We start from the raw sequence: 16,054 nt of genomic DNA on the forward strand, positions 1-16,054 counted from the left end.
GATTTAATCATTTGCAATTACCTCAGTAATAATTTTAGACATAAAAAGAAAAATGTAATCACTTTATAAAAAAGACACCCTTATTTAAGAGTGCCTTTTTCTATTTTTAGGTTTTGTATTAATATGATCTATAAATTCCTACAAGCTTGCCCATTATTTTACAATGATTAGCTATAATGGGTTTTATAGAAGGGTTTTCAGGTTGAAGCTTTATAAGATTATTATCTTCAAAAAATCTTCTGATGATAATTTTATTCTCTACTAAAGCAGCAATAATATCACCGTTTTTAGCCGAATTAGTTTTTTCAATTATGCAATAATCACCATTTAGTATTCCTGCATCAATCATACTTTCTTCATTAACCTTTAACATAAAAAGTTCTTTATTACTTTGTATGTAATCTACAGGTAGTTGAAAAGTATCTTCTATATTTTCTGCGGATAAAATAGGCAATCCAGCAGTAAGTGTACCTATGATAGGAATAGTTATCATTTCTTTTCTATTCAAAGAGTTTTCAATAATCTCTATAGTTCTAGGTTTCGTAGGATCTCTTTTTATAAGACCTTTTTTCTCTAATCTTCCTAAATGTTCATGAACTGTAGAAGTTGATTTTAATCCTACAGCTGCACATATTTCTCTAACTGTAGGAGAATATTCTTTTTTATCAATATATTGTTTTATAAACTCATAAATTTCTTTTTGCTTAGTGCTTTTACGTCCTGCCATAAAATAACCCTCCATTAATTTCCTAATTTGGATTATAGCATATAGTTTTAAAAATATCAAACATATGTTCGTTATGAAGCAATGGCTTTCAAAAGAATAAAATTAGAATGTAATTATATTGTTGCTAAATTGATTGTTGATAATGTGGTGGATAGTATAATCAAATGACAATTAGAAAGTATAAAAATAAGTTCTATACATTAAAAAAATCTTATTTAAAGAGTGGATAAATAATATGGAGGAGGATATTTAAACAAGATTGTATTAGTAAGAGAAGAAATATAGAATATACTTATATTTTTTTATATAATTAATATAATAGAGCTGCAGAATATTAATGCTGACATTTCGTATTTAGATATAACCATAAGAAAGGAGTTGAAACAAGTGGCAATCCAAACATCAAGCTTTTACAGAGTTGATGATATTAAGAATATTTTAGGCGTTTCTAAATCTAAGGCATACAAAATTATACAGCAGTTAAATAAAGAACTTAAAGAAAAAGGATATATAACTATTGCGGGTAGAATACCTATTAAATATTTTAAAGAAAAATATTATTGTTAATTAGAAATATTTAATAATAATTATATAATCTTTCTTAATAAGTTTTAATACGTATTAATATTTATTATTTAATTTGATGACAATTTGATGACAATTTAGGAAAAACAAAAGAGAGTATTAAATTAATAATACTCTCTTAAGCATTGAAAATACTTGGTGCCGAAGGCGGGACTTGAACCCGCACGAGTGTGACCTCGACGGATTTTGAGTCCGTTGCGTCTGCCAATTCCACCACTTCGGCAAGCGACAAAATTATAATATCATACAAATGTGATATAGTCAAGAAGAAAATAAAAAAACGTAAATATATTTAAATCTATTTACGTTTGCGGTATCACTTAAAGTTATAGTTTGCCCTTTGTCATGTATATACATTCTTAGTACCAGTTGAAAGTGTAACTATTACATATGAATTACTTAGAACTCCTGAAGTATTTCCTGATGAATCAACAGCTATAGCTTTTAAAGTAGCAGTTGATGTTATTTTTATAAATAGAGGTAAAAGAATTAAAATTCTTCAATATATAGAAATGGTGTAAGTGGATTAAAGTAAAGGAAGTTTCGTGCTTCTTTAACTTTTTATATTATTATATAAATTTTTATGTAGAAATGTATTGTTATATGAAGGCATCTTTGCTACAATATAATTGTTCAACATGAATTGTGTTATACTCGGTGGGAACATAAAAAACCCACTGGGATATAAAAAGCACTATCAAGGGTAAAAAAATTATAAGTTAAGTTTTTTATTCTTATAAAAATAATTTTATCAGTAAGGGAAGGAGAATAAAATATGATTTATTCAACAGAAGTTGACAGAATGTGTTGCGTAACTAAAGGAGCAAACCACCAATCAGCTCCAATTCCAGAAGAAGGAAAATGGGTGCGTGCTAAAGAAATAAAAGATATATCAGGTTTAACACATGGTATAGGTTGGTGTGCTCCACAGCAAGGTGCCTGCAAGCTTACTTTAAATGTTAAAGATGGAATAATCCAAGAAGCTTTAGTTGAAACAATAGGATGTTCAGGAATGACTCATTCAGCAGCTATGGCATCAGAAATACTTCCAGGAAAAACTATACTTGAAGCATTAAACACAGATTTAGTTTGTGACGCTATAAATACAGCAATGAGAGAATTATTCTTACAAATAGTATATGGAAGAACTCAAACTGCTTTCTCAGAAGGTGGACTACCTATAGGAGCAGGTCTTGAAGATTTAGGAAAAGGATTAAGAAGCCAAGTTGGTACTATGTATGGTACAAAAGCTAAAGGAACTAGATACTTAGAAATGGCTGAAGGATATGTTACAAATGTAGCTTTAGATGAAAATAACGAAGTTATAGGATATAAATTCGTTCACCTTGGAAAAATGATGGAAATGATAGGAAAAGGAATGGATGCTAACGAAGCTAAAGAAAAAGCTACTGGTCAATATGGTAGATTTGATGAAGCTGTAAAAGTTATCGATCCAAGACATGAATAATATATAAGGAGGACGTTTGAAATGGCATTATTTGAAAGTTATGAAAGAAGAATTGATCAGATTACACCAGTACTTGAAAAGTATGGCATGAAGACTATAGAAGAAGCTAAAGCTGTTTGTGATGAAAAGGGAATCGATGTTTATAACATAGTTAAATCAACTCAGCCAATATGCTTTGAAAATGCTTGTTGGGCATATATATTAGGTGCTGCAATAGCTATAAAAAAAGGATGTAAAAAGGCTGCAGAAGCTGCAGAATCTTTAGGAGAAGGCTTACAAGCTTTTTGTATTCCAGGATCAGTTGCAGATGATAGAAAAGTTGGAATAGGACACGGAAATTTAGCAGCTATGCTTTTAAGAGAAGAAACTAAATGTTTTGCTTTCTTAGCAGGACACGAATCTTTTGCAGCTGCTGAAGGTGCTATAAAAATAGCTGAAAAAGCTAACAGAGTTAGAAAAGAGCCATTAAGAGTTATATTAAATGGTCTTGGAAAAGATGCTGCTTACGTAATTTCAAGAATTAATGGATTTACATATGTTGAAACTAAATTCGACTACTATACAGGAAAATTAGAAGTAGTTAGAGAAGTTGCTTTCTCAAAAGGCGAAAGAGCTAAAGTTAAATGCTATGGTTCAGATGATGTTAGAGAAGGTGTTGCTATAATGCACAAAGAGGGAGTTGACGTATCAATAACTGGTAACTCAACTAACCCAACAAGATTCCAGCACCCAGTTGCAGGAACATACAAAAAAGAATGCTATGAACAAGGTAAGAAATACTTCTCAGTTGCATCAGGTGGTGGTACTGGAAGAACTCTTCACCCAGATAACATGGGAGCAGGTCCAGCTTCTTACGGTATGACAGATACTATGGGAAGAATGCACTCAGATGCTCAATTTGCAGGATCTTCATCAGTTCCAGCTCACGTTGAAATGATGGGATTAATCGGAATGGGTAACAACCCAATGGTTGGAGCTTCAGTTGCAGTAGCAGTTGCTGTTGAAGAAGCTATGAGCAAATAAGTTTTTTGTGTATAGTTAAAATAAAGTCTCCAACATAATAAAAAACCATCCAAAACTCATAAAAAATTCCGTAAAAAATATATAGAGATTAAATAAATGAACAATTAAAGAGCATGAAGGAAATGCAAGAGAAAATCTTGTAACTCTTCATGCTTTTCCCTTTTTTCGTATCTTGCTAAGTTTTGATTATAGAGTGATTGATTGGTAAGAAGATTGGAATAAGGCAGGCTTAACATAGGAAACCCGTTAGGGTGCGGATGTATTACTGGATGATGGATTGATAGAATATTTGAAGATAACATTGCAAAAACAATTCATTTTGTATGTGGTTTTTATGTCTGGATTTTTGGAAAACTTTATTATGATTTCGTGTTTTAACATTAATCCTAACCTGTGGATAAGTGGAAAAATATAAGGATTTTTGTGTGGGGATTTTTATTATGATGAAAAAATGGGGAGAAGGGCTGAGGATAGATTGGAGAAGGGGGAGAGGTGATGAGGGGTGTGGGGGTGTTTTTTATTAGGGAACATAGATAGAGAAAATTCTAATGAATTTTCAAGGAATAAATTTATAGAATTAAGCAAAGTTAGTAGATTTTCTAATTTAAAATGATAAAAATATCTTCTGTAGTTTATTTTAATTTTCCTTCTAATATTTGTTGTATATTGTTCAAAGCTTTAAGAATCTCGGTAATATCTGTTTTTGTTAATATGACTTGATCATTTTCAATTGTTTTATTGATGTCATTTTTAGATGTAGTTATTATATCATCATTCAATTCAGAAGTACTATGTTCTTTAATAATATAATAATCATGGTCTAACTCAGTACCAGGCACAAAGAGACTACAGTAATATTCATAAAATTTACCTTTATCAATTTTACCATTTTGGAGTTTATTAAAATCATTATAAGCTTCTTCAAATTCATCTTTATTTATGCAATCGTGTATACTATGTCCCATAAAAACATTTAAACTAATTTCATTTATTCTATAGTGATTGCCGAAATTAAATGCTTTTATCTTATTATCTTTTATTAACTTTTTAACGGCATATTCACTTATTTTTAATAGTTGTGCAATTTGTTTTATTGTATATGATGTTGCCATAATATAACCTACTTTAATTTATTTTGAAGCATTATAAGAATTTGATTGGTCATGCTTTGAAGGCTTGTTATAGTGGAAATAAGGTCAAGAACCTCTTTCTTTTTCAGTACAATATCTATTTGGTTACTTACTTGTGATTTATTAGTATCTAAGTCCAATAATTTATCTATGGCTGATTGAGAAACCCTTATTGGTTTGTCAATATTTAATTTTTTTAATTTGCCTTGATGTATCAATTCTCTAACAGTATATTCACTTAAATTAAGTATTTTTGCTACTTCTTTAACAGTAAATGCTTTAGATTCCATATACCATATTCCTCCTAATAAAATTACTCATATTTTTAGTATAGTCGCAAAATTAATAAATTAATCAAAAATGCTTCAATTTAGATGAAATTAATGAGATAATTGTAATAATAGGTACAAAATGGGGAAGTGGTATATGCTTTTAAAGTAATAGATGGAAATGAAATTATAAATGTTGAATATGAAAAAATGCTAAGAAAGCAAGTGAACAAGATCAATTAAAGTGTGAGTAGATAATTTAAGAAACTTAAAGGAGAATTTGTACAAGCTTATTTGAAAAAAGGAAAGGAAGAAGAAAGAGATAAAAAGATGATTGAGGAACAAGAAAGAAAATATAGGGAAGATCAAGAATGATTGAAACTATTGGTTAAAGAAACAAAATAAGATAAGGATGTTTATGCGAGAATAGGTACTTGGAGTGATATAGGTTATAGCATAAAATCTTATACTCAAAGTAGTAATAAATCAGCTCCTAAAAAAAGTTATTACAACTATGCCAGCGGAAATGATGATTATTACAAAGATAAAGTTAATAAAGCAATATGTGGCTATAGATATTATATTTAAAATTCAACCAAAATTTTAAATAGAGTGGGATCATCTGGATGTATCACTATTAGAGAGATATTTGAAGAAGAAATTAATAAAGGTAATATAAGAGCTAAGAAAATATTTGATGAAGTAATGAAGTTATCTGGACTTGATTAATAAAAGGGGCGGTAGATTATGTTTGCAATTATTAAAATGTTATTTAAAAGATTAAAATTTGTTATTAAATGGATAACAGGAAAAGGTATTTTTGATATGACAAGGGGAGGGAACATAATATGTGCTTTAATATTGTTTGGTGGGTTGATACTAAAGTACATTAATTATAATACTATAAAAAATTTAGTTGCAGGAGTTATAGCTTGTGTATTTTTAATTATAATATATATTGGATATTTCATGTTTCAAAAAATAAAGTTGCCTAAATTTATTATACATGAAGCACAAACTCCTTATGAGTTACTAAAAACTTTTACGCATGGAGCGTATTTTTACGGAATATTTATATTTTCATATATTACTTCTACAATAATTTACGGGGTTTTGTTATATTCAAGTATAATGATTATTGGACAACCAATAAATCTAAGCAACATAATCACAAATTTAGTTTTCATAACATCAGCAATTTTTACAATAATATGGTTTATGTATCACATTATATTTAATGAGGAAATTAGCATTCAGCAAATAAAGATTAGACTAAATTTTTATATAGCCTTTTTTACTACAATATCGACTATAATTATATGGCCATTTTTTCAAAATGCCTTAAAGCCATTAATCACTTGGTTAGGAATAAGTTTTGTCTGGCTATCATATATTACAGAAAAGGCACAGTATGAAATAAGAAATTAAAGGAATATGAAATGATAAACAAACAAAGTTTTTATATAGTGACGGCTAACAAATGAATAAGCATATGAAGCTGGAAAATGTAGATTACAGTTGCAAGAAATATGTAAATCCGTGGAAGATGACTTAATTGATGATATGTTGGGTTTAATATTAAAGTAAATACAATTTTATTAGTACATATTTATTAATAGAGAAAATGAGATTAAATTCAGACATAAACATAAGAATAAAAAATTAGACCAGTTATAGGGCTGGTCTTAATTATGCTATTTCTTTAAATTCTGTGATAATACCATCAGTATTTGAGAAATTACATTTAATTCACGCTTAGAACTATTGTTTATTATATCAATTAATTCATCTTTGTTAATATTATAAATTTGATCTCCAAAAATTAAATAATCAAGCGAAAGATTTAAATTTGAAGCAACTTTTACAAATGTATCCAAGCTCATTTTGCGTTCTGCACGTTCCAATTGGCCTAAATAGACAGGGGCAATGTTTACCATCTCAGAAAATTTTTCACGTGAATATCCGAGCTTTTCTCTTTCTAATTTTATCCTTAAACCAACGTCTTTATAACTTATTTCCTCTTTCATCTTAAAACCCCCTGTAATAAAACTTTACAGGTAATTTTAAAATATAAAAATAAGCTAATAGCATATAAATTGTTTGCAATTAGCATCAAAATCTTATAAAATGTATTTAGTCGGTTAAGGTAAATTTAGGTACTTATTTAGGAATTTGGATATAAATTTAGCTTAATAGGATTTAATAATAAGGCTTAGTTTAAAATATTTATTTTATTATTTAAATTATATTTAAAATATAAGAAAGTATATACATAAACTAAGTCTTATAATTTTATTTAATATATAACAATTGGGGGGACTTTAATGAAAAGAAGGAGAATAGCACTTATTGTAGCGTTAGCTATAATATTTACAACAACAGGATTATTAACAACAAATTACAAAACTTATGCAGATGGTGTGAGTACAAATACTAACATAACCAGGATAACTGGAACTGACTATTACAATATAGGTGAAAAGATAAGCCAAAAGGGATGGACTACATCCGATAATGTAATATTGGCAAGTTCATCAGATTTTCCAGACGCTTTAACAGGAACAGTATTAGGTATAAAACTTAATGCACCAATACTTTTCACTGACCCAAATGGTGTTTCACCTAATATATTAGATGAACTTCATAGGTTACAAGCTAAAAAAGTTTATATACTTGGTGGTACTGGTTCAGTAGGTCAAGATGTAGAAACTACACTTAAAGTAGAAGGCTTTAGTATTGAAAGACTTTGGGGTCAAGATAGATTTGGAACAGCATTAGCTGTAGGTAAGAAGGTTGAAGGCTTAACTGGTTCTAAAACTGCTTTCTTAGCAAATGCTTATAATTACCCAGACGCTCTTTCAAGTTCTACATTTGCAGGAAAAGCAGGAGACCCTATCTTATTAACAGACGCAGGTACTCTTAATGAGCAAAGCAGACAAGCGTTAAAAGACTGGGGAATAACAAATGTTTATGTTCTTGGTGGTACAGGAGTAATATCTACAAACATAGAGAATGAGTTAAAAGGTATGGGAATATCAATAACTCGTTTAGGTGGAGTAGATAGATATGAAACATCTCAGCAAATAGTGAAACACTTTGATGGTTCATTAGATAAATTCACTATTGTTACAGGACAAGATTTCCATAATGCTCTTGTAGCTTCTGTATATGCAGAGAAAATAGACCATCCATTAATACTTGCAGACAATGCTTATAATCAAAGTGTTAAGAGCTTGATTAATGGCAAAGACCTATTAATTGTAGGAGACTATAAATTACCTGACACTAATGTGGTTGATGAACCTGGACATACAGCAAACCATGTAAAACAGCAACTTTATGATTTAGGTTTTGTTGATAGCCATAACAATGTAATATTGAACCCATATGGTGCAGAGGGAAATGTAAAATTCACACAATTAGAACTTACTGTAGGTACTGGGGATAGAGATATGTCATTAGTAATATATCAAAGTAATCCAGAAATAGACCAAAAGATAAAAACAATAGTGAATATGATACTTCCAACACAAGGAAACACATTATATTCAATATTGGACACTGTGGGTTTAACAACTCGAACAGTTGAATTAGATGGTAGAACAATAAAAATTGGAGTTTATGATTATGGTCTTGTAGTAGACTTTGGTCCAGTTAAATAGAAATTAGGGAATTAAGGTTCAAGGATTAAGGGTTGAGGCTCTTGGTTCTTGGATTTTTTCTTTTTTAGTATAATTAGGATTAAGTGAGTTTGATATAAGGAAGATGTAGATAAGGTTTAGAAAATTAGTGCAAATATTTTGAAACTGTAAAATTTTTGTTATTGATAAGAATGATGAATATAAGATTCTTTACAAACTCGATATTTTATATCATTAAAAAGGAAAAACGCTTTGGTGTGTCGGACAAACATCCACCAAAGCATAAACCATAAAGATACGTAACCATCCCTATTACAAAACACTCAACAAAGGTCACAGTTCGGGAAAACTGTAATCTTTATATTATATTAATCAACTTTTTAGCTGTTTAATATAATAAGTCGTTTATAGAACTATTATACAAGATATGAGATTTTGGTGTAAATAGTACAATAGGCAACTTTATTAGAATAATAACAGTTCAAGCTCCATGAAAAAGTTTCTTTTGTTGTAAGTAGGTTTTTTAAAAGTAGTTTGAACTTTTTTATGTGAAAAAGTTAGATAAGATATGTAAAGTAAATATTTAATTTTGAGGGGGAGTTATAAGTGATAAAAATGTACACTAAGGGATTAAAGAACAAATTAAAAACAGCTCAAAAGTTATTTGGAGCTGTTAGAAAAAATGAAAAATTATAGGATGATGGTAGAAATATTATCACACACATTTAATACATGGAGATCTTTATAGGTCTCTTTTTATGTACTTAATTATACAAGGTTATGTTTAAAATGTGAATGATAACATAGGCAACTTTTCAAGTTGTCAACTATAATTGACAAGCAATAATACTTATTTAAAACCATGGTTATTGAATAAAATACATCATCAGAGTAATAAAGAAGGAACTGCTTTATGCAGTTAATTGAGAAAGGATGATGGAAAATGGAAAATAATATATTTGGTAAGAGGGTTAACCAGCTTAGGAAACAGAGGAACTTGTCACTTGATGAATTATCTGATATTACCGATATAAGTAAATCCTATCTTTCCCGTATAGAGAACGGGAAAAAAAGGAACATTACAATCTTCGTGATAAGTAAATTATCCAATGCTTTAGATATGGATATCAGGTTAATGGAAAAGTTACTAATGGGTGTGGAAGATAAACAAGATGATAAAGTAGTAGAAAGTATTGATTGGCTATTAATAAATGATACATATATATTTGCGACAAAAATTGCAACAATGGAAATACAATTGTTACTTAGGGATGTCATTAATTCACTTGAAGATTATTGTGTTAAAGAGAACATAAGTAAGAAAGATGATGATAAGCTACTGGAAATAGTTTGTAAATTAAGAAGTGAAGTATTAAAGTTAGATTAATTTTGGATATTTAATTTAAGAAGGTAATACTATAAACTGCAATTTTAGTAATTATAATTTACGGCAAAATACAAGTAGTAAAAAATGACGAAGGTTTATAGAATATATAAAATAAATTGATTAATGAAGGGGTTGTATATAAGGCAACTAATTTACAGAGGAAGGAAGAGGATAAAAATGTCAGGGAGAAGTTTGGGACTCATCTTGAAGGAAATGAGGGAGAATCAAGGGTTTAGTATGCACGATTTATCAAAAAAGGTAAATATAAGCCCAGCTTATATTTCAAGGATTGAGACAGAAAATAGGGACAACATATCTCTAAATTATTTTGTTAAATTGGCAAAAGTGTTAAAGATACCATTAAGTGTGATATTAGAGATTTATCCAGATTGTTTTATAGACAGCAATTTGGAGGAAATTACAACATTAGATGAACTAATAATAAAAAGTAATTTTATATTTGTGGGAAAAGATTCTAATATAGACATAAAGCTTAGTCTACAGAGAGTTATACATGAATTGGAGAGACATATTACATGCAAAACAAGAGAATCTGAGGCCAAGCTGTTAAATGAAATAGATCGGTTAAAAGATAAATATTAAAAATAGGTTTAATTATAAAGTAAGCATAGATATAAAAATTTATATTTATGTTTATTTTTTTAGGGGAGGAGATTAGTATTGAGTAAGAATGGAAGCAATAAAGAGTATTTATTTAGTTTATATTCAACAATGTTAAATCCTAAGAGATTAGAAGAAGCATTAAAAATTAAATTTGATAGTATTGCTCTTGAAATGTGGCATGGAGAACGAAGGGTTGATATAAGTGGTACAGATAAGAGTGGAAGAAAAATATTGATAGATTGGTGTTTAAAAAACTTTGACAAGGAACACTATACTCAAATCAGGGATTTAATATCTATAGTTTCTAAAGAAGAGAAAAGTTTAATTGTAGCAGGAGCTACTTCTTTTAGAAATGAGAGTTATATAGGTGAATTAATAGAAGGAGTAGTTTCTAAAGATATTAATATAGAATTGATTTTCTTGGAAATTAGTGAAAAAATAATCCCAACTTTAGAGAATATAAACAGATTAGATTGTTTGGAACAGATAGAACAGTTAAATAATTTCAATTGCTTTGATAAATATTTTAAAGTAGTAAGAGGAATTAAAAATTATAACAGTAATAAAACTATAAGTTCAAAGAATATAGATTCTGAATATCACTATGATTATAAGAAACTTCTATTGGCTGACGTTTTAAAAAGGTTGAGAGCTGATAGTCCGCATATAAATCTCTATAAATATAAAAAGCTTGATAGAAATTCATTTACAATAGGAGCAGGTATGGGAGAAGTTACATATAATATAAGATGTGATAAAAGAAATAGATTGATTTGTGAGGTTTCCTTTTCTAATAGTAAAGGCAGAGAAGTCTATTACAGGTTACGGAAAAGAAAAGAAGATATTGATGATTATATGGATTACATGCTGGCTTGGAATGATAGTCCTTGTAAGGTGTTTACATACATTAATCCTCTAAGCTATAAGGATAGGGATAGAATGTTAAAATATTTTTGCAGGATTGTCCGAAAATACATTTATGGGTTGCATAAATTTATAATAGAGGAAATTAAAAATATAACGAGTATATAACTAAAAGCTGGTGGTAAGCCCACTGGCTTTTATGTTTTTGTAAGTGATGATGTGGTAAAATTAATTTGAAAGATAGGTATTTAGATGTTTTTTATAGGAGTTGTATATAATGTATAATGAAGCTATTAAAATATGGAGAGAAAAAAATAGGGAAGATTTATTAAATAAGTTTTTGGTGAAATTTATTTATTGCTCCAATAAGATCAAAAATTATGAGATAACATTTAGCTGTGTTGAGGGAATATTTAATGGTGAAAAGATTGATTCTTTTAAAGGGAATAAAAAAATAATTAAAGAGATAGAAAGTCAAAAGAAGCTTTGTGAGAATATTTTTAACTTGAGCAAGGGAGATGTTAAATTAAAACTCTCAATAGGAGTAATTGAGCAGGTTTACTATGTTATAACAGGAAACAAATTGGAAAGGAATTTGTATGTAAGCATAGAAAAGTTAGTTAAAGACATTAATAGTATAGAAATAAATGATGACAATGCTTTAGAGGCAGTTAGCTATTTTGTTTGTTATTTTCAAGAAATAAGTAATTGCGATGGCAGAGTGGTTAGAATATTACTTAACTATATTCTTGTAGCTAATCACCTTCCACCGATTAATATATTCTATATGGATAAAGAGAAATATTATTTAGCAATGGATTTTTTTATAAAAAAGATCATAAAATTGGAATAATGAAAGAGTTTTTAGAGGAACAATCTCATAAAACGTGGACCAAGGATTATAATTTAAAAGTGAAGAGCTTAAAAGAGTTTTTAGATTATTAATATTATAAATAGATTTGAGTAATTCTAAGGAATTAAGAAATAGTCGTAAGGATTATTGATATTTATACCTACAGATTATATAATGATATTATAAAAGTGAAGAAACTCCTCAATAAAGTGAATTTATAAAAGAAAAATATAATAAGGTGATGTAAATGTTGGATAATAATAATCTTATTTTACAAATAAATATATTATTAAAACTGCACTTGTAGCAATACAGGTGCAGTTTTATTTTATAGTTTACTTTAGGCAACAAAACATAAAAATGTTTATATTGAAGGGAGGGATAGGAATGACTGAAATGACAGCCACAGTTATAATAACATTATTTGGAATAGGATGTATAACTACATTTGGAATTTATATAATAAGAGCAATATTAAAAACTATAAACAGAGAAAAATAGAATATTGGTAATGGTAAAATTAAGGAGGTAGTATGGATGTAAATAATATGAAAGAGCTAATTATTATAGAAGCGATAAATGGAATTGTTAAAATATATGGAATAGATAGAAATGTTGCTAAAGAAATTGTGAATCAATCAGGAATAGATCATTCGATTGAAATAGCACCAGAATTGGTTATGCACGCTTCTATAGAACAGCTTGTGGACATGATAATTGAGCCAGAAGAAATAAGCGATATAAGTAATAAGCACTGAAATTTACATAAGTTTTATAAGAGAATAGAGACTTCTATATTTCTAAAAATATCATTTTCTATTTCTAAGTATAAGCAAAAGCAATTGTTAAGAGAATTGAGAGAGCCAATGATTTTAATAAACAGATACGTTTTAGTAAATTCTGTAGTTATATTATCTTCTCTAATGTCGAGTGCAGGTATAATTGTGTTAATTTCATATACAATGTCCCTTATAAGTGAATTATATTTATGCTTATCAAAGTCTTCAATTTTTAAGTTTAGTAGTTTTTTATTGAGTTTGTCTTGTATTAGATATAAACTATCAGTCATTATTTAGGTACTCCTTAAAATCAGTATTTATATTCTAATTATATTTAAAAATCAATAGTTTGATAATACTTTAAGTGTCCTACAATGTTTTAGTATAGCAATATACTAAATATAAAATCATTTGTTGCAGATAGTCAATTTTATAGAAACTTATGTTTGCATGCTGTAAAATAATAGTATGAATTCGATTGTTATATTGGGGTGAGTTTTGTGGGATGTAGCAAAGAAAATAAGATAATGAATAATAATATTGTAATAACAGAAGTTGAAGATAGAACAGGTCAGTATACACATGAAGGCGTAGAAGTACAAAATGCTATTTTACAGGGAGAAGCGTCTGGAAGGTATAACATGGCAGTAGAAATTGGGTTTAAGGCATTGGAAATGTTAGAAATGGTTCTGTTGGAAACGGGGCTGAATATTGAAGAACTAATGTATTTAAAAAACAAGTAAGATAGGAATAAACAAGGTGGAATTATGGATTTAAAATAGGGGGGAGAGGCAATAATGGATATTAAGCAATTAATGTATGATGAATTGAACCAGGTTAAAACTGAGGCGTATATTGAGAAAGAGACATTAAAAAGAGAATTTGTAGAAAAAGCTAAAGAAGAAGCAGTTTTTGCAATAATGGGAGAACAAATAAGAATTGCTTATCAGCTTATAGGGTTATTGGATGATAATGTTATTTCAAATATTACAGGAGTTTCAGTATCACACTTACAGTGTATGAAAAGTTAATTGTAAAGTCCAAAAATATTGATAGAAGCTATGATTTGGTAATTAATGTGTTTTAGATAACATGTTAATTATTAAATCATGGCTTTTTTTATTAGCCAAACAGAGAAATTGCCATGTATAAATATTAGAAAAATTAGGTATAAAAATGAAATATCAGAATATTCATAACTACTCCCGAATCATAACCCTATATATACGTAAAAAATTTAAAATCTTGGTAAGCAAAAATAATGTTGTTCTAACGAACAAAAGCATATCAATAAAGTGATTGTAATAGGTTTAATTATCTTTGTATTAGATGGATAGGCTATAAATATTTTAGAAGTTATAATAATAAATAGTATAAACTTAGTAAGAAATAAATTTAAATAATTATACATGATATAGGAAAAGAGAGATAAGTTAATTAACATTGTTGTTATGAGTATGAAGTAGCTACAAATTGTTATTAAAGACTTACAAGTATATATAAATTTATAGCAAAAGTTATCAACTTTCGGATATAAAATAGCAACCAGTGTAAATATGAGTAACTGTAATGTCAACTAACAGCATTGCTGTACGAAATACTAACAATGGTTGCAACATAAGCTATAACCATTGTTTAATTATACTCGAACCTGGTAGAACTTAAAAATGGTTTTCTTCTTTATAACTAATTGGTAGAATGTACAAAAATACAAAAGATAAAGGAGAAATTTTAAATATGGCAAGGTTAACGGATAAGGAAATAGAAGAAGCAAGAGGCAAAGATTTTAAGGAGTTTTTAGAAAATGAAGGCTTTCGCTTTAAAAAACGGGGAAAAACATATGTATGTGTAGAGCATAATTCACTTGTTCTTAATAGAGCTGGAGATTGCCTATGGTATAATTGGTATTCAAAAAGGGAGAAGGGCAATATAATAACTTTCGTGCAAAATAATATAACAGGCGGAAACTTTAGAGAAGCAGTAGCATATATACTAAATCGTAATATCGGTTCTTATAGTATTGAAGAAAGTTATAGCAATGAAAATAAGAAAAATATTCTTAGAGGTAATTTCAAAATTGACCTTAGCAGTGATATGAGGAGACTATTCGCATATTTAACTAAGACGAGAGGAATTGATAAGGATGTAGTAAATCAATTAATAAAGCAGAATAAGATTGTTCAAGATTCAAAAAATAACATTGTTTTTAAGTATATAGATGAAAATGGCAAAACTGTCGGTGGAGAGCTAAAAGGTACTTGCAGTGATAAACCATTTAGTGGAGTAGCTAAAAATTCAAACGAAAATTATGGATTTACAATAGTAATAGGAAATAATAATAGCATAAAAGAACTTAAAGTCTTTGAAGCGGCCGCTGATTTGGTGAGTTATTACCAATTATTTAAAAACCAATTAAAAGATACAATACTTCTGTCTTTGGGTGGATGTACAAAAATTAAAAAAATTGGTACGTATTTAAGACAATATAATGGTGTGAATTTAATTACTGTATGCGTAGATAACGATAATGCTGGCAACAATTCATTTAGTAATATAAATAAGGAATATAGCAATTATAAAATACATGATGGAAGAGAACTATTACTTAATAATAGTGCTAAAGACTTTAATGAGTTACTAAAAAAAGGAATTATGAAATAAATAGATAAAAGACACTGCTGACATCTTAGTTCAGAGTGTCTTT

The 16,054-nt window shown here is 28.5% G+C and carries 17 protein-coding genes and 1 tRNA gene; 13 read left to right on the plus strand and 5 right to left on the minus strand.

Translation table 11 applies throughout. The features are described 5' to 3' along the window. Positions 1-118: 118 nt before the first annotated feature. The gene (gene lexA / locus Q6H37_RS04775; protein WP_318739553.1) at positions 119-727 is read right to left on the minus strand and encodes a transcriptional repressor LexA; all 609 of its coding nucleotides are present in this window, start codon (positions 725-727) and stop codon (positions 119-121) included. Between the two features lie 387 nt (positions 728-1,114). Between lexA and Q6H37_RS04780 the strand changes: the two genes are divergently transcribed. Then, positions 1,115-1,294, plus strand: coding sequence for a transcriptional regulator (locus tag Q6H37_RS04780; protein WP_318739555.1), 180 nt, complete (start codon positions 1,115-1,117; stop codon positions 1,292-1,294). A 154-nt stretch (positions 1,295-1,448) separates the two neighbouring features. Here Q6H37_RS04780 and Q6H37_RS04785 read toward each other — a convergent pair. Next, a tRNA-Leu gene (locus Q6H37_RS04785) sits at positions 1,449-1,535 on the minus strand. Positions 1,536-2,087: 552 nt separating this feature from the next. Here Q6H37_RS04785 and Q6H37_RS04790 point away from each other — a divergent pair. Together Q6H37_RS04790 and Q6H37_RS04795 are read left to right on the plus strand one after the other, a co-directional pair. Beyond that, a complete protein-coding gene (locus Q6H37_RS04790; protein WP_007060791.1) occupies positions 2,088-2,780 on the plus strand; it encodes an iron-sulfur cluster assembly scaffold protein in 693 nt (230 codons plus the stop codon). Between the two features lie 21 nt (positions 2,781-2,801). Then, positions 2,802-3,803, plus strand: a complete 1,002-nt coding sequence (locus tag Q6H37_RS04795; protein ID WP_318739559.1) for a GGGtGRT protein — start codon at positions 2,802-2,804, stop codon at positions 3,801-3,803. Between the two features lie 632 nt (positions 3,804-4,435). Here the strand turns inward: Q6H37_RS04795 and Q6H37_RS04800 are convergent. Next, the gene (locus Q6H37_RS04800) at positions 4,436-4,915 is read right to left on the minus strand and encodes a helix-turn-helix domain-containing protein (RefSeq protein WP_318739561.1); all 480 of its coding nucleotides are present in this window, start codon (positions 4,913-4,915) and stop codon (positions 4,436-4,438) included. A gap of 8 nt (positions 4,916-4,923) precedes the next feature. Next, entirely contained in the window at positions 4,924-5,223 is a 300-nt protein-coding gene (locus tag Q6H37_RS04805) for a helix-turn-helix domain-containing protein (RefSeq protein ID WP_318739563.1), read from the minus strand. Positions 5,224-5,949: 726 nt separating this feature from the next. On the opposite strand from Q6H37_RS04805, the gene Q6H37_RS04810 reads away from it, so the two are divergent. Further along, positions 5,950-6,630, plus strand: coding sequence for a hypothetical protein (locus tag Q6H37_RS04810; protein WP_318739565.1), 681 nt, complete (start codon positions 5,950-5,952; stop codon positions 6,628-6,630). 266 nt (positions 6,631-6,896) lie between these two features. Here the strand turns inward: Q6H37_RS04810 and Q6H37_RS04815 are convergent, their stop codons facing one another. After that, positions 6,897-7,229 carry a helix-turn-helix transcriptional regulator gene (locus Q6H37_RS04815; RefSeq protein WP_318739567.1) on the minus strand — a complete coding sequence of 111 codons (333 nt, stop codon included), beginning with the start codon at positions 7,227-7,229 and terminating at the stop codon, positions 6,897-6,899. Between the two features lie 297 nt (positions 7,230-7,526). Here Q6H37_RS04815 and Q6H37_RS04820 point away from each other — a divergent pair, with 297 nt between their 5' ends. The 9 genes from Q6H37_RS04820 to Q6H37_RS04860 all read left to right on the plus strand — a co-directional run bounded on the left by Q6H37_RS04820 (position 7,527) and on the right by Q6H37_RS04860 (position 16,011). Then, the gene (locus tag Q6H37_RS04820; protein WP_318739569.1) at positions 7,527-8,864 is read left to right on the plus strand and encodes a cell wall-binding repeat-containing protein; all 1,338 of its coding nucleotides are present in this window, start codon (positions 7,527-7,529) and stop codon (positions 8,862-8,864) included. Positions 8,865-9,786: 922 nt separating this feature from the next. Beyond that, positions 9,787-10,230, plus strand: a complete 444-nt coding sequence (locus Q6H37_RS04825; protein WP_318739571.1) for a helix-turn-helix transcriptional regulator — start codon at positions 9,787-9,789, stop codon at positions 10,228-10,230. 177 nt (positions 10,231-10,407) lie between these two features. Next, a complete protein-coding gene (locus Q6H37_RS04830) occupies positions 10,408-10,833 on the plus strand; it encodes a helix-turn-helix transcriptional regulator (protein ID WP_318739573.1) in 426 nt (141 codons plus the stop codon). Positions 10,834-10,911: 78 nt separating this feature from the next. After that, positions 10,912-11,886, plus strand: a complete 975-nt coding sequence (locus Q6H37_RS04835) for a hypothetical protein (protein ID WP_318739575.1) — start codon at positions 10,912-10,914, stop codon at positions 11,884-11,886. Positions 11,887-11,995: 109 nt separating this feature from the next. Then, positions 11,996-12,571, plus strand: a complete 576-nt coding sequence (locus Q6H37_RS04840; protein WP_318739577.1) for a Fic family protein — start codon at positions 11,996-11,998, stop codon at positions 12,569-12,571. 533 nt (positions 12,572-13,104) lie between these two features. Continuing rightward, complete coding sequence (locus Q6H37_RS04845) at positions 13,105-13,329, plus strand: hypothetical protein (RefSeq protein WP_318739579.1); 225 nt, start codon at positions 13,105-13,107, stop codon at positions 13,327-13,329. 521 nt (positions 13,330-13,850) lie between these two features. Continuing rightward, a complete protein-coding gene (locus Q6H37_RS04850) occupies positions 13,851-14,093 on the plus strand; it encodes a hypothetical protein (RefSeq protein WP_318739581.1) in 243 nt (80 codons plus the stop codon). A 54-nt stretch (positions 14,094-14,147) separates the two neighbouring features. Continuing rightward, a complete protein-coding gene (locus Q6H37_RS04855) occupies positions 14,148-14,381 on the plus strand; it encodes a hypothetical protein (RefSeq protein ID WP_318739583.1) in 234 nt (77 codons plus the stop codon). Between the two features lie 706 nt (positions 14,382-15,087). Then, on the plus strand, positions 15,088-16,011 hold the full coding sequence (locus tag Q6H37_RS04860; protein ID WP_318739585.1) for a DUF3991 and TOPRIM domain-containing protein: 924 nt from the start codon (positions 15,088-15,090) through the stop codon (positions 16,009-16,011). Positions 16,012-16,054 lie beyond the last annotated feature (43 nt).

The organism is Clostridium sp. JS66 (assembly GCF_033561535.1).
GTDB lineage: Bacteria > Bacillota > Clostridia > Clostridiales > Clostridiaceae > Clostridium_AM > Clostridium_AM carboxidivorans.